This window comes from Gordonia asplenii (genome assembly GCF_012933505.1).
In the GTDB taxonomy this organism is placed as follows: Bacteria; Actinomycetota; Actinomycetes; order Mycobacteriales; family Mycobacteriaceae; genus Gordonia; species Gordonia asplenii.
In genome coordinates, this window is the sequence record NZ_JABBNB010000016.1 from 1 (window position 1) to 20,662 (window position 20,662).

General features: G+C 65.7%; 20 protein-coding genes. 12 read left to right on the forward strand and 8 right to left on the reverse strand.

Annotation, left to right across the window (positions count from 1 at the left end):
• The first annotated feature begins 154 nt into the window (after nt 1-154).
• The gene (locus HH308_RS15845; protein WP_170195196.1) at nt 155-1,057 is read left to right on the forward strand and encodes an NAD-dependent epimerase/dehydratase family protein; all 903 of its coding nucleotides are present in this window, start codon (nt 155-157) and stop codon (nt 1,055-1,057) included.
• 7 nt (nt 1,058-1,064) lie between these two features.
• Here HH308_RS15845 and HH308_RS15850 read toward each other — a convergent pair whose 3' ends face one another.
• On the reverse strand, nt 1,065-1,592 hold the full coding sequence (locus HH308_RS15850; protein ID WP_170195197.1) for an SRPBCC family protein: 528 nt from the start codon (nt 1,590-1,592) through the stop codon (nt 1,065-1,067).
• Nucleotides 1,589-1,975 (reverse strand): ArsR/SmtB family transcription factor, encoded by a 387-nt coding sequence (locus HH308_RS15855; protein WP_170195198.1) that lies wholly within the window; start codon nt 1,973-1,975, stop codon nt 1,589-1,591. Before HH308_RS15855 ends, HH308_RS15850 begins: the two co-directional genes overlap by 4 nt.
• A gap of 99 nt (nt 1,976-2,074) precedes the next feature.
• Between HH308_RS15855 and HH308_RS15860 the strand changes: the two genes are divergently transcribed.
• From HH308_RS15860 to HH308_RS15870, 3 genes are all read left to right on the forward strand, one after another.
• Nucleotides 2,075-2,218 carry a hypothetical protein gene (locus HH308_RS15860; RefSeq protein WP_170195199.1) on the forward strand — a complete coding sequence of 48 codons (144 nt, stop codon included), beginning with the start codon at nt 2,075-2,077 and terminating at the stop codon, nt 2,216-2,218.
• An 81-nt stretch (nt 2,219-2,299) separates the two neighbouring features.
• Nucleotides 2,300-3,541, forward strand: a complete 1,242-nt coding sequence (gene kynU / locus HH308_RS15865) for a kynureninase (protein ID WP_170195200.1) — start codon at nt 2,300-2,302, stop codon at nt 3,539-3,541.
• 59 nt (nt 3,542-3,600) lie between these two features.
• Nucleotides 3,601-4,023 carry a hypothetical protein gene (locus HH308_RS15870; protein ID WP_170195201.1) on the forward strand — a complete coding sequence of 141 codons (423 nt, stop codon included), beginning with the start codon at nt 3,601-3,603 and terminating at the stop codon, nt 4,021-4,023.
• 604 nt (nt 4,024-4,627) lie between these two features.
• Here HH308_RS15870 and HH308_RS15875 read toward each other — a convergent pair.
• Nucleotides 4,628-4,834 (reverse strand): hypothetical protein, encoded by a 207-nt coding sequence (locus tag HH308_RS15875; protein ID WP_170195202.1) that lies wholly within the window; start codon nt 4,832-4,834, stop codon nt 4,628-4,630.
• Between the two features lie 160 nt (nt 4,835-4,994).
• Nucleotides 4,995-5,306, reverse strand: coding sequence for an EthD family reductase (locus tag HH308_RS15880; protein WP_170195203.1), 312 nt, complete (start codon nt 5,304-5,306; stop codon nt 4,995-4,997).
• 392 nt (nt 5,307-5,698) lie between these two features.
• On the opposite strand from HH308_RS15880, the gene dnaK reads away from it, so the two are divergent.
• From dnaK to HH308_RS15905, 5 genes are all read left to right on the forward strand, one after another.
• Nucleotides 5,699-7,552: a molecular chaperone DnaK gene (dnaK, locus tag HH308_RS15885; RefSeq protein WP_170195204.1), complete on the forward strand. Its 1,854-nt coding sequence runs from the start codon at nt 5,699-5,701 to the stop codon at nt 7,550-7,552.
• Nucleotides 7,549-8,139 carry a nucleotide exchange factor GrpE gene (locus HH308_RS15890; protein ID WP_170195205.1) on the forward strand — a complete coding sequence of 197 codons (591 nt, stop codon included), beginning with the start codon at nt 7,549-7,551 and terminating at the stop codon, nt 8,137-8,139. Before dnaK ends, HH308_RS15890 begins: the two co-directional genes overlap by 4 nt.
• A 66-nt stretch (nt 8,140-8,205) precedes the next feature.
• Nucleotides 8,206-9,390, forward strand: a complete 1,185-nt coding sequence (gene dnaJ / locus HH308_RS15895) for a molecular chaperone DnaJ (protein WP_170195206.1) — start codon at nt 8,206-8,208, stop codon at nt 9,388-9,390.
• A 2-nt stretch (nt 9,391-9,392) separates the two neighbouring features.
• The gene (locus tag HH308_RS15900) at nt 9,393-9,794 is read left to right on the forward strand and encodes a heat shock protein transcriptional repressor HspR (RefSeq protein ID WP_170195207.1); all 402 of its coding nucleotides are present in this window, start codon (nt 9,393-9,395) and stop codon (nt 9,792-9,794) included.
• 66 nt (nt 9,795-9,860) lie between these two features.
• Entirely contained in the window at nt 9,861-10,940 is a 1,080-nt protein-coding gene (locus HH308_RS15905) for a hypothetical protein (protein WP_170195208.1), read from the forward strand.
• 1,089 nt (nt 10,941-12,029) lie between these two features.
• Here the strand turns inward: HH308_RS15905 and HH308_RS15910 are convergent.
• Nucleotides 12,030-13,181, reverse strand: coding sequence for an FAD-binding oxidoreductase (locus tag HH308_RS15910; protein WP_170195209.1), 1,152 nt, complete (start codon nt 13,179-13,181; stop codon nt 12,030-12,032).
• Between the two features lie 138 nt (nt 13,182-13,319).
• Here HH308_RS15910 and HH308_RS15915 point away from each other — a divergent pair, with 138 nt between their 5' ends.
• A complete protein-coding gene (locus tag HH308_RS15915) occupies nt 13,320-14,414 on the forward strand; it encodes an amidohydrolase family protein (protein ID WP_170195210.1) in 1,095 nt (364 codons plus the stop codon).
• A gap of 337 nt (nt 14,415-14,751) precedes the next feature.
• Complete coding sequence (gene soxR, locus HH308_RS15920; protein WP_211188549.1) at nt 14,752-15,189, forward strand: redox-sensitive transcriptional activator SoxR; 438 nt, start codon at nt 14,752-14,754, stop codon at nt 15,187-15,189.
• 70 nt (nt 15,190-15,259) lie between these two features.
• Here soxR and HH308_RS15925 read toward each other — a convergent pair whose 3' ends face one another.
• The 3 genes from HH308_RS15925 to HH308_RS15935 all read right to left on the reverse strand — a co-directional run bounded on the left by HH308_RS15925 (nt 15,260) and on the right by HH308_RS15935 (nt 18,890).
• Entirely contained in the window at nt 15,260-15,835 is a 576-nt protein-coding gene (locus HH308_RS15925; RefSeq protein WP_170195212.1) for a hypothetical protein, read from the reverse strand.
• A 74-nt stretch (nt 15,836-15,909) separates the two neighbouring features.
• Nucleotides 15,910-17,343, reverse strand: coding sequence for an aspartate aminotransferase family protein (locus tag HH308_RS15930; RefSeq protein WP_170195213.1), 1,434 nt, complete (start codon nt 17,341-17,343; stop codon nt 15,910-15,912).
• A gap of 35 nt (nt 17,344-17,378) precedes the next feature.
• A complete protein-coding gene (locus tag HH308_RS15935; protein WP_170195214.1) occupies nt 17,379-18,890 on the reverse strand; it encodes a CoA-acylating methylmalonate-semialdehyde dehydrogenase in 1,512 nt (503 codons plus the stop codon).
• 136 nt (nt 18,891-19,026) lie between these two features.
• Between HH308_RS15935 and HH308_RS15940 the strand changes: the two genes are divergently transcribed.
• Nucleotides 19,027-20,646 carry a PucR family transcriptional regulator gene (locus tag HH308_RS15940; protein WP_170195215.1) on the forward strand — a complete coding sequence of 540 codons (1,620 nt, stop codon included), beginning with the start codon at nt 19,027-19,029 and terminating at the stop codon, nt 20,644-20,646.
• Nucleotides 20,647-20,662: the final 16 nt, after the last annotated feature.

Genomic DNA, 20,662 nt, shown 5'->3' on the forward strand with positions numbered 1-20,662 from the left:
GCCTGCCCTCGGTGGCCCACTATTCGGACGATTTTCACAGCGGCGGCGGACCACCGCACAGGCCACCGCCGCTTGAGGTCTGGGTCGCCAGCCCCGACCCGACGACAGGCCCGACCGGAAACGGCCGGGCCTGTCGGCGTCGTAGGGTGATCGCATGCGACTGTTCGTCACCGGCGGTACCGGAGCGATCGGCGGGTATGCGGTGCCCGCATTGGTCGGTGCCGGCCATCAGGTTCGCGCCCTGGCCAGAGGCGCGGCCAAGGCGGCAACCCTCAGTAGTCAGGGTGCCGTCCCGGTCGAGGTGTCCCTATTCGACCGCGAGGGGTTGACCAGAGCATTCGCCGGCTGCGACGCGGTGGTCAATCTCGCCAGCGCCTTGCCCTCCACCGCGGCGTTCATCCGCAAGTCCGCGTGGGCCGACTGTGAACGGATCCGCACCGAGGGGGCGGCCGCCGTCGTCGACGCTGCCGACGCCGCCGGTGTCGGCGCCGTCGTCCAGGAGTCGGTTGTGATGATCTACCGAGATCAGGGCGCCGCCTGGATCGATGAGGATGCACCGGTGGACCACTATCCGATCTCGGCGGGCAACCATGCAGCCGAAGCGAGCGCACGACGGTTCGACGGCACCGGTGTTGTGCTGAGGTTCGGACTCTTCTACGGCCCCGGCGCCGCGCACAGTCAGCAGATGATGGACATGGCGCGACGCCACGTCCTCTTTCGGGCGGGCCGCCCGGCGTCGTATGTGTCCTCGATTCATCTCTTCGACGCCGCGGCCGCGGTCGTCAGCGCACTTGATGTTCCGGGCGGAACCTACAACGTCGTCGACGACGAGCCGCTGACGAAACGCGAGCACGCCGCCGCGCTGTCTCGTGCGGTGGGGGAGCGCCCGTGGATCATCGGACCGGGCCGCGCGGCCGAACTGCTCGGGAACCGCACGACGTCGCTGACCCGCTCGGTTCGCGCGAGCAACGCCCGGTTGCGTGCCGCGTCGAGCTGGCGCCCGACCTACTCCAGTGTGCGCGAAGGATATTCGGCGATGGCGGCCGAGTCGGGGTGATGCGTCGTCAGTCCAGGCCGGCGAACTCGTTGCGGTAGTACTCGGTCATCGACGACGAATAGTCGTCGAAGACAATCGATTCCACCGATCCGCCGGACTCCGCGGCGACCATCCTGTCCAGGTAGTAGTCCCAACCGGGGCCGACGCCCTGCGCCAACTTCAGGTCCGGGACGTTCTGTGCGAACGTCAGCGTCGTGACTCCGTCGGTCTCTTCGAGGTCGAGTCGCAGCAGCCAATGTTCGGGATTCTCACCGTCATTGGGCATCGACGTCGTGATCCGCAGTCGATGCGGTGGCTCGCATTCGTCGATGGTGAACATTTCGCCGGTGGCGTCGTCGCCCTCGAAGAGCATCTGAAACCTGACGTGGCCGTCGGCCGGATCGCCGGTCCATGTCCCGATCCACCGGGCCAGGCGTTCCGGTTCGGTGACGGCCGCCCAGACGTCGTCTATCGGGGCGTTGAACTCTCGCTGCCATACGCAGTAGGTTTCGCCGTCGGAGTCGTGGCGGCGGCCGGTCGGGGTCGGAGTGCTCATGCGGTGTGCTCCCTGTCGTCTTTGGTTGGGTTGTCGTCTTCGGTTGGGGCCGTGGAGTTTTCGCGATCGCGGGTGGTTCGCCGCACTTCCAGCTCGAGCGCGTCGAGTGCGTGCTCGGGAATGGGGGGGCGGGCTGGACGTAAGCCGGTCAGGTAGGTCTGCACCGGTTCCAGTCCGTCGCGGCGGATCGCGTAATGCCGTTCGCGACCGTGGTTCGTCGCCGTCACCAAGTCGGCCTCCGTCAGCAGACGCAGGTGCTTGCTGATGGCCGGGCGGCTGATCGGATAGTCGGCGGCCAGATCGACGACCCGAGCCGAACCGCGGGCGAGCCGCGCGAGAAGCGCGCGGCGAACCGGGTCGGCGAGTGCTTCGAAGGCGTCCACACCCATATTGGTAACCAAGTAGTTACCAATATGTCAAGGGGTGCCCAGCTGCCAGATGGTGCGGGGTGAGGCCTTGCGCCTCGATTCTGTTGAGACTGAATGCTTTTGGGCCCGACGTCGGTGAGCGAACGGTTGTCCGTCGGTCGATGGATGGGGCCGGTCTCCTGCTCGACGTCGGGGAGCGCGGCGTCGTCGACGCTGATCGGTGGCGCGTCGTCGGATCGTCACCGATCGGCCGCGTGATCAGACGATCGGGTAGACGATGGTGACCGGAGGGCGCCGCGACGTGCGTCGCATCCGTGAACCGCTCAACTTGGGAGACATATGACCGTCACTTCCCGTGCTGACTGCGTCGAGCTCGATGACCGTGATCCGCTGGCAGCCGTCCGAACGCGGTTCGAGCTGTCACCCGACCTGATCTACCTCGATGGCAACTCGCTCGGCCCGCTGCCGAGCGGGACGGCCGCGCGGATGACCGAAGTGATCCAGGCGCAGTGGGGACAGGACTTGATCCGCAGCTGGAACGACGCCGGCTGGTTCGACAAACCGCTGACGGTGGGGGACCGGCTGGCGCCGCTGGTGGGCGCGGGCCCGGGCGAGGTCGTCGTCTGCGATTCGACGTCGGTCAATCTGTTCAAGGCATTCACCGCGGCGCTTGAACTGCGTCCGGGACGGTCGGTGGTGATCTCCGAGACGCGGATCTTTCCCACCGATCTGTACATGCTGCAGGGTGCGATGGAATTCCTCGGCGGTTACCGGCGTGAGCTCATCGGCGAGGGCGTGTCGCTCGAGGACCTGCTGTCCGACGAGGTGGCTGTCGTCGTCCTCAGTCACGTCGACTATGTCACCGGCCGCGTCCACGACATGCGGGCGGTGACCGAGCTGATCCATCGTCACGGGGCGTTGGTGATCTGGGATCTCTGTCATTCGGTGGGCGCGCTGCCCATCGCGCTCAATGATTGCGAGGTCGACTTCGCTGTCGGATGCACCTACAAGTACCTCAACGGCGGGCCGGGGGCGCCCGCGTTCGTATTCGTGTCCCGGCAGCACCAGCCAGACGCGGTGCAGCCGCTGTCCGGGTGGCACGGGCATGCCGCGCCGTTCGCGTTCGACGCCGACTATCAGCCGGCCGCGGGGGTGGCCAGGTTCCGAGTGGGAACTCCACTGGTGCTTTCCTACGTCCCGTTGGAGGTGAGTCTCGATCTCTGGGACCAGATCGACCTGTCGGAGGTGCGCACCAAGAACCAGCGGCTGACCGACCTCTTCATCGACCTCGTCGAGCGCGACTGCGCTGACCTGGGTCTGCAACTCGCGTCGCCGAGGTCGGCCGCGGAGCGAGGGAGTCAGGTCGCGTTGCGCCACGAGGCGAGTTACCAAGTCGTTCAAGCGCTCATCGCTCGCGGCGTGATCGGCGACTTCCGCGCGCCGGACGTGATGCGCTTCGGATTCCCGGCGACGTATGTCAAGTACGCCGACGTCTGGGACGCGGTACAGATCCTTCGAGACGTGTTGATCACCGGACAGTGGCGCGACGCACGATTCGCGGTGCGTTCGACGGTGACGTGATCATCGGGCTGTGCGGCGGACCTCGCGCCGGTAACGCTGACGTGCAATAGGCTTTCGGGATGGCTGATGAGAAGTCGGGTGAGCAGAGCCTCGCGGCGGACGCGTTGGCGTTGTTCGTGAAATCGCAGGAACAGGCGGTTCAAGTCGCTACCGACACCTTGCGAAAGATCCGTTCGATGGCGCTCACCGGCGTATCCGCTCCCGACGAACTGCTGAAGCAGGTCGCCGAACTGAGCGGCGCGGTCACCGGGCTGGCCGGCAGTGCGACCGGCGTCGCCGGCGCGGTCGCGCAGCCGTTGCAGGACTTCATCGTGCAGCAGCGGCAGTTGGTCGAGACGATCGCCAGATTCGCCTCAGCTCAAGCGGAACTGTCGTTGGTGGTCGCAGAGTTCGCGCAACGGCAGGCCGCGACCGTGGCCGCGCTGGAGAAGGTGACCTCCCCGGTGCTCGGACTGCTGGGCACCCGCGAGGATGCTTCGTAGCCCTGGCATGTGATGTGCGGCGGCTATCCGAATTCGCCCGCGGCAACCCTGTCGGGGCAGTGGGGTCCGTGTAGCCGGACGATTGGGTCGAAACCACGGTGGTGCGGACTGTGGCGTCGTTGTCCGTTCCCGTTGGTTCTGGATCCACCGATGGTGGGCCCCTCCGCTGGTTCAACCTGGTTCAACCTGGATCCACCGATGGCACCCCGTCCGCAGGTTGAGCCGGTCCGAGGCGCTAGCCGAGGTCCGTGTCGAAACCTCTCAGCCACATCGACTTTCGACGGTCCGCGCCAATATCGGCGATGACACCCGGCAAGTGTCGCGCGTGCACCCTTCGGGTGCACGCGCCTCGATGTTCGATTCCGTCACAGTTCGACAAGTGCGCTGCCATCAAATGCATTGTGGCACAGGGGTTTCGACACGCTCGTCGCTAGCGCTCCTCGCGGCTCAACCAGCAGATGCAGTGCCCCGACCGGCGAACCCAGGTTCAACGAGCGAGCATGGCCGCGGCAAGAAGCGGGCCCCGGCACATGCCTACCGATATCCGCCGATTTGGTCTGAACGGACGAATCGCCGCGGACGAGAGTTGAGGAGCCGGTCCGGCTCAGTGGTGGTGGTGACTGCTGTGATGTGAGGTCCGGTGTCTGGTCGTGTGATGGTGCGTCGACCCGACGATGTGGTGGGTGGTCTGATGGATGGTCGTATGGGTCGTCGGATGCGACGTCGTCGAATGGCCGCACGACGTCAGCGTCCACGACGCGACGACGACGGCGACGATTGCGGCGCGAGCTGACCGATTCACTGGCGTCACCGGCTCAGTATCGTCCTTCCGCCGTCGGCTGCCCAGCCGATGCCGGGTATGTCTGGACGGTATGACACCCGACGTCGGAGCTTGGCTACACGAAAAACGGGGTGCACGACAACAATTGTCGTGCACCCCGATTCAGAGCGAGGGTAGCGCGGGCCCGACGCTACAGTTCGACCTCGGTGACCTCGGAGAAGAGCATCGTCGCCCCGCCGGTGGCGAAATTGGGGACGTCGCCCGCGGCTGCCCGACCCTCGGGTGAGCCCAAACCGGCGCCGAGTGCTTCCTTCGAGTCGAAGTACAGTTCGGCGATCTGGTAGATCGCCGGCGGGTTGCCGTCGAGCGAGTCGGTCTTCGACACCGCGGCGCTGCGCAGACCGGGGATCTTCGCGGCGATCGGCAGGTGGGTGTTGGTGTAGTACTCGTCGAATGCGGCGGGATCGGTCGGCTGGTTGTACAGGACGGTCAGGCGGTACATGATGCTCCAAACGTGAAGATGGGTTGTGACACCGCGTTTCACGCTACGGCAGCCACCGGCCCCGGCGTCGTCGAACTTCGGTAAATAGTCGACCCGGTGCGGGCAACCTGCCCGGCTCACCGGGGCGACTATCTGCGGATTTCTGCGCGGGCGACCCCAGGAATCAAACCTGAGCGAAGTTCGCTCAACTTTTTTCGAAAACTGGGAATGATCTCCGCAGCCCGCCCGTTACACATACCGAGAGACCTGAGCGTGGGGCACTCAAGTAGGCTTGACGACGATGAACCTGTCCGATAGAACTTGAGTCCGTTGCACTGAGGTTTCAGTTCTACCAAGACCTACAGACACATCTGACCGCCACCCGTTGGCCGGTCACAACAAGGAGGAAACACATGTCACGTGCTGTCGGAATCGACCTCGGCACCACCAACTCGGTGGTCTCCGTTCTCGAAGGTGGCGAGCCCACCGTCATCGCGAACGCCGAAGGTTCCCGCACCACACCATCCGTCGTCGCGTTCGCGCGCAACGGCGAGGTTCTCGTCGGACAGCCGGCGAAGAACCAGGCGGTCACCAACGTCGACCGCACCATCCGTTCGGTCAAGCGCCACATGGGCGAAGGGGACTGGACCGTCGAAATCGACGACAAGAAGTACACCCCGCAGGAGATCAGCGCCCGAACGCTGATGAAGCTCAAGCGCGACGCCGAAGCCTACCTGGGCGAAGACGTCAGCGACGCCGTCATCACCGTGCCCGCCTACTTCAACGACTCGCAGCGTCAGGCCACCAAGGAAGCCGGCCAGATCGCCGGACTCAACGTCCTGCGCATCGTCAACGAGCCCACCGCGGCCGCCCTGGCCTACGGCCTGGACAAGGGTGAGAAGGAACAGACCATCCTGGTCTTCGACCTCGGTGGCGGCACCTTCGACGTCTCGCTGCTGGAAATCGGCGACGGAGTCGTCGAGGTCCGCGCGACGTCGGGCGACAACGAGCTCGGCGGCGACGACTGGGATCAGCGCATCGTCGACTGGCTCGCCGACAAGTTCAAGGCGACCAGCGGCATCGACCTGACCAAGGACAAGATGGCGATGCAGCGTCTGCGTGAGGCTGCGGAGAAGGCCAAGATCGAACTGTCGGCATCGCAGTCGACCTCGATCAACCTGCCCTACATCACCGTCGACGCCGACAAGAACCCGCTGTTCCTCGACGAGCAGCTCTCGCGTAGCGAGTTCCAGAAGATCACCTCTGACCTGCTGGAGCGCACCCGCGCACCGTTCCAGGCCGTCATCAAGGATGCGGGCATCTCCGTCGGCGACATCGACCACGTCGTCCTCGTCGGTGGTTCTACCCGTATGCCTGCCGTGACCGAGCTGGTCAAGGAATTGACCGGTGGCCAGGAGCCCAACAAGGGTGTCAACCCGGACGAGGTCGTCGCGGTCGGCGCTGCCCTGCAGGCCGGCGTGCTGCGCGGCGAGGTCAAGGACGTGCTGTTGCTCGACGTGACCCCGCTGAGCCTGGGCATCGAGACCAAGGGTGGCGTGATGCACAAGCTGATCGAGCGCAACACCACCATCCCGACCAAGCGGTCGGAGACCTACACCACCGCCGACGACAACCAGCCGTCCGTGCAGATCCAGGTCTATCAGGGTGAGCGCGAGATCGCCTCGCACAACAAGCTGCTCGGATCCTTCGAGCTCGGCGGTATCGCGCCTGCTCCGCAGGGTGTGCCGCAGATCGAGGTGACCTTCGACATCGACGCCAACGGCATCGTGCACGTCACCGCCAAGGACAAGGGCACCGGCAAGGAGAACAGCATCCGCATCCAGGACGGCTCGGGCCTGAGCAAGGACGAGATCGACCGGATGATCAAGGACGCCGAAGCGCACGCCGAGGAAGACCGCAAGCGTCGCGAGGAAGCGGAGACCCGCAACCAGGCCGAGTCGCTCGTGCACCAGACCGAGAAGTTCCTCAAGGAAAACGAGGACAAGGTGTCGGCCGAGGTCAAGGGCAAGGTCGAGGCCGCTGTCGCCGAGGCCAACGACGCCCTGAAGGGTGGCGACACCACGGCCATCAAGAACGCGATCGAGAAGCTCTCGACCGAGTCGCAGGCACTGGGCCAGGAGATCTACGCCGCAGCTCAGGCTGAGGCAGCCGCCGCCGACGGTGCTGCCGCGGGCGGAGCCGGTGCCGCAGGCGCCGACGACGTCGTGGACGCCGAGGTCGTCGACGAGCCCGGAGACAACAAGTGACCTCATCCGAGCCCACCCCCGACGCCGCGACCGCGGCCGGGTCGGCCGGCCCGGACGAGAACGTCACCGTCCCGGCCGACCCACTCGCCGAGGCCTTCGCCGCTGATGCAGCCACATCGGCGGCGGGGCCGGCCCCCGACGGCGGGCCGGACGAGCCGACGGTACCGCTGGCCGATCTCCAACGCCTGCAGGCGGACTTCACCAATTTCCGACGCCGCGCGGCGAAGGAGAAGGAAAGCGCCGCCGCATTCGGCAAGCAGATTCTCCTGGAGAAGCTGCTTCCGGTGCTCGACGACCTCGATCGGGCGCGAGCCCACGGCGACCTCGGTGAGGGGTCGCCACTGCGCGGGGTCGCCGACAAGCTGGCTGAAACCCTGACCGCTCAAGGGCTTTCGCCCTTCGGTGCGCCGGGTGAGCCGTTCGACGCCGATCTGCACGAGGCCGTGCAGCACGACGGCGACGGTGCCAGCCCGGTGATCGGTGCGGTGTACCGCAGCGGATACCGCCTGGGCGAGCGGGTCATTCGGACCGCGATGGTCACCGTCACCGACCCTGCTCCGGAAACCGGTGCCGGGCAAGGTGATTGACGCGCAGTCGCGAAACAGTAACTCACTCGACACAACAACTATCAACAGCAAAGGAGGTGACGCCTGATGGCACCACAGCGAGAATGGCTGGAGAAGGATTTCTACAAGGACCTGGGCGTCGCTTCTGACGCTTCGTCCGACGAGATTCGCAAGGCCTATCGCAAACTGGCCCGCGAACTTCACCCCGACGCCAATCCCAACGACAGCGCGGCCGAGGAACGCTTCAAGCGTGTTTCCGAGGCGCACAGCGTGCTCGCCGATGCGGAGAAGCGCAAGGAATACGACGAGACGCGAGCGGCATTCGCCGGTGGACGGTTCCGCGGCGGCGGGGGATTCCCCGGCGGCGGTGGCACCTACACCACGACCGGTGGCGGCGATTTCAACATCGGCGACCTCTTCGGCAACGCCGGATCCGGCGACGCAGGCGGATTCGGGGACCTGTTCGGCGATCTGTTCGGCGGCGGACGCTCCACGCGTTCGACGACGGCGTCGAACCGCCCCCGCCGCGGCAACGACCTGGAGAGTGAAACCACTCTGTCGTTCCGCGACGCCGCATTGGGCACCACCGTCGGGCTGTCGCTGACCAGCCCCTCGCCATGCACCAAGTGCCATGGCAGCGGGGCCAAACCGGGGACCAGCCCGCGGGTGTGCCCGACCTGCAACGGCTCGGGTTTCGTGAGCCGCAACCAGGGCGCGTTCGGATTCAGCGAGCCGTGCCAGGACTGCCAGGGCACCGGATCACGGATCGACGATCCGTGCGACGACTGCAACGGCAGCGGTGTGCTCGTGCGTTCGCGCACCATCAACGTCCGCATCCCCGCGGGCGTCGAGGACGGTCAGCGCATCCGGCTGGCCGGCCAAGGTGAAGCGGGCATGCGCGGAGCGCCGTCGGGAGACCTGTACGTGGTGGTCCACGTGCGGGCCGACAAGATCTTCACCCGCACCGGCAACGATCTGAAAGTTCAGCTGCCGCTGAGTATTTCCGAGATGGTCCTCGGAGCGACGGTCTCAGTGCCGACGCTCGACGGGACCGTCGGAGTGAAGATCCCGGCCAACACCGCCGACGGTCGCACACTGCGGGTGCGCGGTCGGGGAGTGCCCAAGCGCTCCGGCGGCGCGGGTGACCTGCTCGTCACCGTCAAGGTGGCGGTACCGCCCAAGCTCGACGACGAAGCAGTCGAAGCAATGAAGAAGTACGCCGAGGCCGAGAAGGCCTCCGGCTTTGATCCACGAGCTGGATGGGGAGCGTAATCATGGATTCGCAATCCCACGAGGCGGCCACCTTCATGATCTCGGTGGCCGCCGAGCTCGCGGGAATGCACGCTCAGACGCTGCGGACCTATGACCGGCTCGGGCTGGTCACTCCGCAGCGCACCAGCGGCGGCGGACGCCGATACTCCTCGGGCGACGTCGAACTCCTCCGGGAGATTCAGCGTCTGTCGCAGGACGAGGGCGTGAATCTCGCGGGCATCAAACGCATCATCGAACTCAGTCGGGAAGTGGAGGCGCTGCGCACGCAAGTCGCCGAGCTGACCGAATCGCTCGACGCCGCGCGCGCCCGGCCGCGGGGCGATCTGGTACCTGTGCCGCGCACCAGCGCGCTGGTGGTGTGGCAGCCACGAACCGGACGTACCCGACGCCAGAGCGACAAGTAATTCAAAGCGCCTACCCAACGGTAGGCGCTCTTTGCTTGTCGGGCAGTCTTGATAGCCTGGTCAACCATGGGCCATGTGCTAGGTATCGCCGTCGTCGACCGACAGATCGCGTCTGTCGTGCACGATGCTGACGGTGCGCTGCTGGCCAGCAATCTGGTCGAACTCGACGTCGAGTCGCCGTCTGCCGTCGAAGCCGCCATCAACGATCTCGTCGACTCGGTTCCCTACGACATCGACTCGATCGGGCTCGCCTGCGCCGATCCGACATTGACCGAGACTCTCTCGCAGCGTTTCGTGCTCAGCCCCGGCCGACCGGCCTGGTATGAGTCGGTTACTGTCACCGACATCGCGCCCGCTCTCGCGCAGGTGGGTGTCACCGAATCTCGACGCCCCGGCACCGTCGCCATCGTCAACCTCGACGAGAACAGCGCGCCGGCCCCCGGAACGTCGATCGTCACCGTCGATACCACCACCGGCATCATCACCGCCGGAACCGATTTCGACGCCGGACACCGCGCCGACGAACCGTCCGCCGTCGTCGATCCGGCAGGCGCGAACACCGTGGCCGATGCGATCGCGGCGATGCCTGGAGGCGATGCCGTCACGTCGGTCATCTGCACGGGTCCGGGAGCCGCGCTCCCCGGCGTCGCACCCGCGTTCGAGTATGCGATGCAGCGCCCGGTGCAGATCGCCAGTCAGCCGCTGTATGCGATCGCGTCCGGGGCGGCCTCGATGTCCACTCGGCTGCCGGTGCTCGGTGCCGCCGCCGACCCCGATTACGACCGTGCCAATCGTCGACGCTGGGCGATGATCATCGCCGCGGTGGCGGGTGCGTTCTTCGTGGCCACCATCGCGGGCGTGGCGGTGCTCTTCGGCACCGGCACGGCACAGCGGGTCGTCGAGGGGCCGACACTGTCGGTGACGACGGAGACCGTGACCCCACCGGCGCAGACGGTCACCACCACGGTGGTGCAACAGGGCGACGAGACGACGCGGGTCCGCACGGTGACACCGCCGGCGCGGACTGTGACCCGGACGGTTCGGCCGGACGGCCCGACGCCGACGGTCACGGTCTCCGAGACGGCGACGGTGACGGTGACCGAGACGGTTCAAGGCGGCATCGTGCCGACGCTGCCGCAGAGCTAGGGTGTGTCGCGGCTAGTGGTATTGATGTCTAGCGCGCACTCTGCTTCGCCGTATCCTGCTGGTTGAGCGAGGCGAAGCCGAGTCGAAACCATTGTGACGCTGCGGGTTTCGTTAGTGCCTGGCCGGCGGGGGTTTCGACTCGCTCCGCTCGCTCAACCGGCAGAGGAACGCAACGTCATACAACCCTTTAAGTGCGACACCCTACGACTGGATTGTCGCGGCTAATGGTATTGATATCTTGCGCGCACCGCAGCTTCGCTGCATCCTGCTGGTTGAGCGAGGCGAAGCCGAGTCGAAACCATTGTGACGCTGCGGGTTTCGGCAGTGCCCGGCTGGTGGGTTTCGACTCGCTCCGCTCGCTCAACCGGCAGAGGAACACAACGTCATACAACCCTTTAAGTGCGACACCCTACGACTGGATTGTCGCGGCTAATGGTATTGATATCTTGCGCGCACCGCAGCTTCGCTGCATCCTGCTGGTTGAGCGAGGCGAAGCCGAGTCGAAACCATTGTGACGCTGCAGGTTTCGGCAGTGCCCGGCTGGTGGGTTTCGACTCGCTCCGCTCGCTCAACCGGCAGAGGAACACAACGTCATACAACTCTTTAAGTGCGACACCCTACGACTGGATTGTCGCGGCTAATGGTATTGATATCTTGCGCGCACTCTGCTTCGCTGCATCTTGCTGGTTGAGCGAGGCGAAGCCGAGTCGAAACCATTGTGACGCTGCAGGTTTCGTCATTGCCTGGCCCGCGGGGGTTTCGACTCGCTCCGCTCGCTCAACCGGCAGAGGAACGCAACGTCATACAACTGTTAAGTATCGCCGCGTGAACCCGGCCGTGGCGCGGTCCAGACGCGAAGCGACACTCTGGTGGCCGGGGTGGAACGATTCGTTGATGCCCATGGTGCGCGAGAGGCGCGAGTTCATCTGAACCGTCCATGACAAGAGCGGCAACGGTCGCGTCCGATACCCATCCATGGTCCCCGTCGAACACCCGCGGGGCATTCCGACCGTCCCCAAGTCGCGACAATCCACCAGGAGGCCGCGGGCGAAGCGCTCAGCGGCCTCCCAGCGTGGTTTCGGCGTGGAACTACACCGGGTCGTGCTGGATGGAACTCGACGGCACACCCGCGATGAGCAGTTGCCTGCGGGTGTTCTGAACCATCTCCGGCGACCCCGCGATGAGGACTTGGTGCATCGCCCAGCGGCCGTCGTCGAGCGCAGCGTCGATCGCCTTGCCGTAGCGGTGTTCGATCGTCGAATCCTGGGGCAACGCCGACGCGTTGAGCCACCACGGATCCTCTTTCTCCTCCGAAGTCACGATGACGCGCAGCCAGGGGTTCTGGGCGACCATCCGGCGCAGAACGCCGAGCTCGTAGAGTTCGCCCGGGTACTTGGTGCCGTAGTAGAGCGTGGTGCGCGGGGCGTCGACGCGACGCGACATGTCGGTCAGGATGGCGCGCAGCGGGGCCAGCCCGGTGCCGCCGGCGATCATCAGCACTTCGGAGCCGTCGTACTTCACTTGCATCGTGCCGTGTGCCTGGGCCAGTGCCCACACGTCGCCGACCTGGGTTTCGAGGATCACCGACTTGCTGAACGTGCCACCTTCGACGCTGCGAACGTGAAACTCCAGTTCGCCCTGCGGATTCGGAGGGATCGACGGCGACAGATTGCGCCAGACGCGCCGCCACTGCGGGATCTGCACTTCGAGATACTGGCCGGCCTTCTGCGGAAGTGGGGCATTCGCCACCAACCGGATCACCGCCACGCCACGGGACACCCGGAATTTCTGTTCGACGCGAGCGGTCCAGACCGCCGGGCCCTCGACATACTCGGCCGCGCCGCGCATCACACCGGCGGCGAGGTTGAACGCTTCGGTTATCGTGGCGGCAGTGCTGGGGGTCCAGGCGTCGCCGAGGAGTTCGGCGAACTCATCGACTATCACCTGTCCCGCGAGCGGATAGTATTCGGGGAGGACGTCGAATTTGCGGTGATCGCGTCCGAGTTGCCCGAGTACCTCGATGAGTTCTTCGTGCCCGGCGGGTTGCGGCACCACTGACAGGATGTGGTTGATCATCTTGTGGAACGAGGCCCGCTGATGCGTCATCGACGCCGGGTACAGTTCTCGCAGGTCGGGGCGGATTGCGAACAGGCGCGCAAAGAAGTGCCGGGTGAATGTGGCGGGGTCGTCAGCGATGCGCTGGCGTAAGTACTCAATGGGATTTTCTTGTGGATCCAACATTTTCTCCAAAGCACCTCCTTCGGTGGTCGTGGTGAGTTTGTTTTCAGACTTTAGTCGCAGGCGGCGTGTTGCGTCCAAAGCTACGCGATACCTGATATGTGCGCGGGGCGGCGGCTGCAGTGACATATGGTCGTAACCATGCAGCCTCTCGAGGGGGTCGTGCCGGGGGTCGTCGACGCTCACGCACATTTCTGGAATCCGAAGCGGACACCGTGGGCGTCGAATCGGTTGTCGAGGTCGTACCGCTTCCTGCCTCGTCGGGTGGGGGATCTGGTGTTCACGGCGGCTGTCGGACAGGCCGATCGGGAGTTCGCCCTCACGCCGCGCAATGTCGCCCGCGCCTACGAGCCGGCGCAGTACGAACTGGACGTCCGGGTGGTGCAGACAGCGGTGGGTGTCCCGATCGAATCGGTGGTGTTCGTCGAGTCACACTGGCACGCCGACGATCACAGCGGCGTGGACGAGGCGCGATATGTGGCGTCGCTGCCGTTCGGACGCGACGGAGCGCCTGATCTGGGCGCGTTCGTCGCGCACGCCGATCCACGCCACCCCAATGTGACCGCGCAGCTCGATCTGACGGCGGCCGCCGTACCGCAGTTTCGTGGCGTCCGGATGATGGGGGCGCGCCACCCCGACCCGAAGGTTCGCGACTGGGTCGACGTCGACGCTGTGCTCTCCAGTCGTGACTTCCTGGCCGGATTCGCCCGAATCGCGGAGCGGGACTTGCTGTTTGAGGCCTTCGTCTACTCCCACCAGCTTTACGACGTCGTGACGCTGGCCCGCGAGTACCCGCAGACGACCATCGTCATCGACCATCTCGGCGCGCCGGTGGGAGTCTTCGGTCCGGTCGGCTCGCGAACCGGCGCGACCGCTGCGGCGCGGTCGGACGTGCTGAGATTGTGGCGCGAGCGCACCGCGATGCTGGCGCAGAACCCGAATGTGGTGATGAAACTGTCCGGCCTGGCGTTTCCGATTCTCGGCTACGGCCGCCTGGCGTCGGGCAACATCGGCAGTCGGGTGACCCTCGAGGAGATGATCGCGCCGCTCATCGACCATCTGCTCGCGCATTTCGGCGTCGATCGACTCCTCTTCGGCAGCAACTATCCGATCGACAAGCCGAACGCACCGTTCGAGACCATCGTCGTCGCGCTCGCCGAGATACTCAAGCCGCACGGAGAAGAGTTGCTGCGTAAGGTATTTCGGGAGAATGCGCGTCGGGTGTACCGGATGTGAGCGGTCGAGTGTGCAGCCCTATCGCGCTCGGTCCAGTGGTCTTCGGTGTCGTGGGTTCGGATAGCGGATGGTCGCTGTCGTTCTTGCTGCGGTAGTTGCCCTGCGCGGCGCTGATGGGCTGGGTACTGCGGTGGTTTCTTCGACGCTGCGGTAGCGAGCGCAGTCGGAAAAGGTTGCCGCAGCGGCGAATTGGTTGCCGCAGTCGGAGCAGACTTACCGCAGCGGGCGCGCGACACGCAGTCGCGTCGGCGGGCCGACGCGTCGATCGCCGACTTCAAGTGCACTTGAAGTCGAGGGCGGATTTCGGCGTAGCGTGGGGCGGGTGAGCGCACAGCACATGGAACTGACGGTCGGTGAGCTGGCCGATCGGTCGGGGGTCGCGGCGTCGGCGATTCGCTACTACGACGACCTCGGGCTCATCTTCAGCCGCCGGACGTCGGGCAATCAGCGTCGTTACCACCGCGCGATGCTGCGGCGCGTCGCGTTCATCAGAGCGTCGCAGGCGGCGGGCATTCCGTTGTCGGAGATCTCAGAGGTGTTGAGCGCCTTGGGTTCTCGTGAATCGCCGACGTCGAAGATGTGGGAGCAGGCGTCGAAGCGCTGGGTGGCCGACCTCAACCGACGCATCGAACTGCTCGAACGCATGCGTGACCTGATGGGCTCCTGCGTCGGCTGCGGCTGCTTGTCGATGACCGATTGCCGGCTGCTCAATCCGCACGATGAGTTGGGGGAGAAGGGGCCGGGGCCGCACCGATTGCTCGACGGGCTGGAATGACCGTGACATGACAAAGTTCCACACGCCGAGTTGTGAAATCAAGTCGGTCGGGCACCGATACAACGAGCAGTCACCCGTAGTATGCCGGTTGCGGCGCGTGCGGATCGGCACGGACGATATCGAGCACATCGTCGTCGACTAGGCGGTCAATCGCCCGACGACGACCACCGATCCCGGCCCAGTGCGGATCGACATCGCACGCGATGCACCAGGCGTGGTCTGCCGGCCAGACGAATGCGGCGGGTTCTGTCGGAGAAAGCGTGGACCGACTCCACTCGCCGACCTGCGCGAGCGGACCTTTGAACAAGTAAAAGCGGCGGTTGGGGACCTCGATGCGAGGCGCGCCACCACTGATCTCGACCGCTCCCGGCCACCCTTCCCACAGACCGAAGTAGGCGTCATCGGGGGTCGACGTTTCCGCGGCGAGGAGTGCGCACAGGCGAGCCACGAGTCCGGCCTCATCGGTGGGTCCGCCGGTGTCGACGTCACATTCGGATTGGCCCTCGGAGACGGGGTCGGGGATGAAACGAAGGCGCGCATGGGAATCGAAACCCTCTGGGCCGAAACCGACGAGGACGTCCCACGGCAGTGCCGAGTCGATCAGCCACTGCGCCGGGGACAGATCGTTGCAGATAGTAAGTGTCATCGATGTGCAACGTACCCGACAATGCGATTCGGCCCCGTCCCTTCCTCAAAGGCCGGGGCCGAATTGCGCTGCGATCACTTCATGAACGTGTCCGCGACGTCGAGTGCCCGGTCCAGGATCGCCAGACCCTCGCGCACCTCGTCGTCGGAGGCGTTGCACGGCGGCACGGCGTGGATACGGTTGAAGTTGGCGAACGGCAGCATGCCGTTCTCCTTGCACGTCGCGATGATCGCGTTCATCGCCGGGCTGGAGCCGCCGTAGGGTGCCAGCGGTTCCTTGGTCGCGGCGTCGGCGACCAATTCGATCGCCCAGAACACACCCAGTCCGCGGACCTCGCCGACGCTGTCGTGGCGGGCGGCGAGGTCGCGCAGGCCCGGCCCGAGGATGTCGGAGCCGATGCGGGCGGCGTTGTCGATCATGCCTTCGGACTCCATCGCCTCGATGGTGGCGACGGCGGCCGCGGTGGCCAGCGGATGACCCGAGTAGGTCAGGCCGCCCGGGTAAGCGACGTCGGCGAAGGTGTCCGCGATGGCATCGTTGATCGCCACGCCGCCGAGTGGTACGTACCCGGAGTTGACGCCCTTCGCGAACGTGATCAGGTCGGGAGTCACGGTGTCATTTCCCGTCGCTCCGCTCGCCCCGGTGCCATGTCGCCCCGTGCCGAAGTTCTGGATGGCGAACCACTTGCCGGTCCGGCCGAAGCCCGCCATCACCTCGTCGGCGATGAAGACGATGCCGTACCGGTCGCAGATCTCACGAACACCCGCCATGTATCCGGGCGGCGGGACCATGATGCCCGCGGTGCCCGGCACCGACTCCAGGACGATGGCCGCGATGGTCGACGGTCCTTCGAGTGCGACGCGTCGTTCGAGGTGTTCGAGCGCGCGCTCGCACTCCTGCTGCTCATTCTCCGAGTTGAAGACCGAGCGGTAGAGGAACGGACCGTCGAAATGCACCATGCCGCTGTTGCCGTAGTCGTTGCGCCAACGTCGGGGATCACCCGTCATGTTGATCGCGAGGTCGGTACCGCCGTGGTAGGAGCGGTAGCGAGTCATGACCTTGTAGCGGCCGGTGTGCAGGCGGGCCATACGCACGGCGTGCTCGTTGGCGTCGGCGCCACCGTTGGTGAAGAACACGCGGTTGAGGTCGCCCGGGGTGCGCTCGGCGATCAGCCGAGCACACTCCGAACGTGCATCGTTCGCGTACTGCGGAGCGATGGTCGCCAACTTCTGGGCCTGTGCGGCGATGGCCGCGGTGACCCTCGGGTGCTGATGACCGATGTTGGTGTTCACCAGTTGCGAAGAGAAGTCGAGCAGTTTACGGCCCGCGCCGTCCCAGACGTAGGACCCCTGGGCCGCGATGATCGGCATCGGATCGATCTGTGCCTGCGCCGACCACGAGTGGAACACGTGCTTGCGGTCGAGTTCGTAGGCACGCTGGCCTGCGGCGATGGCTGTGCTGACATCCTCGCCGGACGGCAGGACATTGGTTTCGAGCGATGCGGTCATCTGCGGGTATCCCTTCGGGGTCGGTTCGGATGGATTCAGTCGTGGGTCGGGAAACCGAGGTTCAGGCCACCGTGGCTGGGGTCGAGCCACCGGCTGGTGATGACCTTGCCGCGGGTGAAGAAGTGCACACCCTCGGTGCCGTGAGCGTGGGTGTCGCCGAACAGCGAGTTCTTCCAGCCGCCGAAGCTGAAGTATGCCATCGGCACCGGGATCGGCACGTTGATGCCGACCATGCCCACCTCGACCTCGTTCTGGAAGCGGCGGGCCGCGCCACCGTCGTTGGTGAAGATCGCGGTGCCGTTGCCGAACGGGTTGGCGTTGATCATCTCGAGCGCCTCGTCGTAGGAGTCGACGCGCACGACCGACAGGACCGGGCCGAAGATCTCGTCGGTGTAGATGCTCATGTCGGTCTCGACGTGGTCGATCAGCGTCGGGCCGAGCCAGAAGCCGTCGGCGCCGCCGTCAGCTTCGACGGTGCGGCCGTCGAGGACGATGGTGGCACCGGCTTCTTCGCCCGCGTCGACGTACGAGGCGACCTTGTCGCGATGAGCCTGGGTGATCAGCGGGCCCATGTCCGCGCCGCGGGAGCCGTCACCGATCTTGAGGGTGTTGGTGCGCTCGACGATCTTGGCGACGAGGTCGTCGGCGATGTCGCCGACGGCGACGGCAACCGAGATGGCCATGCAACGTTCGCCCGCAGCGCCGAATCCGGCGTTGACCATGGCGTCCGCGGCGAGGTCGAGGTCGGCGTCGGGCAGGATGATCGCGTGGTTCTTGGCGCCGCCGAGAGCCTGGACGCGCTTGCCGTGAGCGGTGCCGGTGGCGTACACGTACTGAGCGATCGGGGTGGAGCCGACGAAGCTGATCGACTTGATGGCGGGGTTGGTGAGCAACTCGTCGACGGCGGTCTTGTCACCGTGCAGCACGTTGAACACACCGGCCGGCAGGCCTGCCTCGACCCACAGTTCGGCGATCCAGTTGGTAGCCGACGGATCCTTCTCCGACGGCTTCACGACGACGGTGTTGCCGGCCGCGATGGCGATGGGGAAGAACCACATCGACACCATCGCGGGGAAGTTGAAGGGGGAGATGATGCCGACCGGGCCGAGCGGCTGGCGGACCGAGTGGACGTCGATCTTCGACGACGCGTTCTCGGTGAAGGCGCCCTTGAGCAGGTGCGGCATTCCGCAGGCGAGGTCGACGACCTCCAGGCCGCGGGTGACCTCACCCAGTGCGTCGGCGGCGACCTTGCCGTGCTCGGCGGTGATGATCGCGGCGAGCTCTTCCTTGCGGGCGTTGAGCAGCTCGCGGAAACGGAACATGGTGTTCACGCGCTTGGCCAGCGAGGTGTCGCGCCAGGCGGGGAAGGCGGCCTCGGCGGCGGCGATCACGGTGCGTGCATCTTCGACACTGGCGAGCGCGACCTGACCGGTGACGGCGCCGGTTGCGGGGTTGGTGACCGGAGCGGTGTTACCGCTGGTGCCGGCGAACGGCTTGTTGTCGAGCCAGTGGCTGATGGTCTGTACTCCGCGAACGCTCTGGGTCATCTCGTCGAGATCCTTCCCTGTTGTCGGCCACCGGGTGTGGCTGTGTTGGCTTGGTGATAACTACTTTCCGGCATAAGCAAGCCCCAAATCGCCGACATTGTGGTCATTTGGGTTACAGAGAAATTACAATGCGTAAATGTTGCCGACGATTGCCCGGATTTTGGAGCTCCCACCGGTGCGTGCGGGCGATCCGGTCGTGCTCGGCGGCGGGCCGCTCGACCAGCCCGTCCGGTGGGTACACGTCTCCGACGTCGGGGATCTGTCCGACCTGCTGTCCGGTGGCGAGCTGGTGTTGACCACGGGCGTCGCGATGATCGATCCCGGCGCCGTCGACTATCTGCCCGGGCTGAAGGCGGCAGGCGCGGTGGGGCTGGTCGTCGAACTGGGGACGTCGATCGACGAGGTCGACCGGGCCTTCGTCCGGCAGGCCGAACAACTCGGCTTTCCGCTGATCGCGCTGCGCAACAAGACGAAGTTCGTCGACGTCACCGAGGCCGTGCACCGGTCGATCGTCGCCGAGCAGTACGAGGAGGTGGAATTCGCGCGGCGGGCCCACGAGGTGTTCACCGAGTTGACGATGAAGCGTGCGTCGATGTCGGACATCGTCGGCGCGGCGTCGGACATGATCGCCGCCCCCATCATCTTGGAGGATCTCAATCATCAGGTGATTGTGGTTGCCGCACAAGGTATTTCGACGTCGAAATTGCTGGCGGACTGGGAACGTCGGTCGCGGTTGACCCCGTCGTCGAGGGTCACCCACTGCGCGGGGCCGGAGAGTTGGCTGGTGACGCCGGTCGGGCCGCAGCGCCAGCAGTGGGGACGGCTCGTGGTGCCCGCGGGCGCGGGCGACGAACGCGAACGGATGGTCCTCGAACGCGCCGCACAGGCCGTCGCGATGCGACGGATGGTCGAACAGGATCTCAATTCCCTTGAGCAGCAAGCGCAGAGCGGTCTGCTCGACGATCTGCGGCGCGGTCGCATCGACGACGAAGCGGAGGCGACGGCCCGTGCGCACTCGTTGGGACTCCGCCCGGCGCTGACGTATCTGCCGATGGCGATTCGCGTCAACGAGACCGCACGCGCCGATCAGGTTGTGGCACAACGACGTCAGGTCCGACTGCTCGACGCCGTGCGGCACGCCGTCGGAGTGTCGAGGCAGACCGCGCTGACCGCGAACCGGCAGGCCGGTCACATCGACGTGCTGTTGTCGCAGCCGTCGGTCGGGGATCCGGAGGAGACGCTGACACGCGTGGCGACCGAGATCCGCACCGGTCTGCTGCGGCTCGGCGGTGTCTCGAAATGCGCCATCGGCGTCGGCCCGGCGTCGACGAGGCTGATCGACGCCGTTGACGGTCTCGACGACGCCGCGCACGTCGCCGATGTCGCGCTGTCACTGCCGGACACCGGCCCACGCGCGGCCAAGCCGTTCCATCGTGCTGTGGACATCAGGCTGCGCGGGCTGCTGGCCCTGCTCTCCGACGACCCGCGGGTGCAGGCATTCGCGGAAAGCGAATTGCGTGGCATCCTCGATCACCGCGCGCGCCACGATGACGACGCCTTCGACATACTGCGTGCGTTTCTGGAAGTCGGCGGCAATAAGACCGAATTGGCCAAGCGGATGCATCTGTCGAGGCCGACGCTCTACGCGCGCTTGGCGACCATTTCGCGAATACTCGGCGTCGACCTCGACGACGCCGAGTCGCGGACGTCGTTGCACGCCGCGCTGTTGATCGTGGAGACGCCGAAACTGAGGTGACTCGAGCCGGCCTCGG